This is a genomic window from Streptomyces actuosus (assembly GCF_016921115.1).
Lineage (GTDB): Bacteria > Actinomycetota > Actinomycetes > Streptomycetales > Streptomycetaceae > Streptomyces > Streptomyces actuosus_A.
In genome coordinates, this window is record NZ_JAFFZS010000220.1 from 1 (window position 1) to 443 (window position 443).

Below are 443 nucleotides of genomic sequence, written 5' to 3' on the forward strand. Positions count from 1 at the left end.
GGGTGCAAGGAGATGCCCGTAGTCGGACTCGTTGCGGGCAATGGTGTAGGGAAGTTTTCCACTAGGGCTCACATCACCGTACAGGATGCGAGTGATGGCCTCACCCGAGTCTTGGCCTGGGAGCTGCGCGAGAACCACGGCGGTGACGTTGGAATGGTCGATCCATTGGTCGACGAGACGGATTCCGGCATTGTGAATCACGACAATTGTGTTTTCGCATTTCCCAGCGATGTTCTTCACCAATGCGTCCGAGTAGTCGTCGCGAAGAGCTGGACGGTCGACACCCTCGGACGAATAGGCGTTGGTGAAAACTAGACAAGCGTCTGTTGCCCCTGGAACGGTGTTATCAGAATTTTCAAGGTCCCAGAACAGTTGTGTTCCCTCCTTGCGCGCGCGGGATTCCAAGGCTTGGATCGGACTATCGATATAGAAGGGGGTGACGG

General features: G+C 55.8%; 1 protein-coding gene. It reads right to left on the bottom strand.

Annotated features, from left to right (window positions below; translation table 11 throughout):
- A partial coding sequence (locus JS756_RS39130) for a glycoside hydrolase family 3 protein (RefSeq protein WP_498063056.1) occupies positions 1-426 on the bottom strand: 426 nt, incomplete at its 3' end.
- Positions 427-443 lie beyond the last annotated feature (17 nt).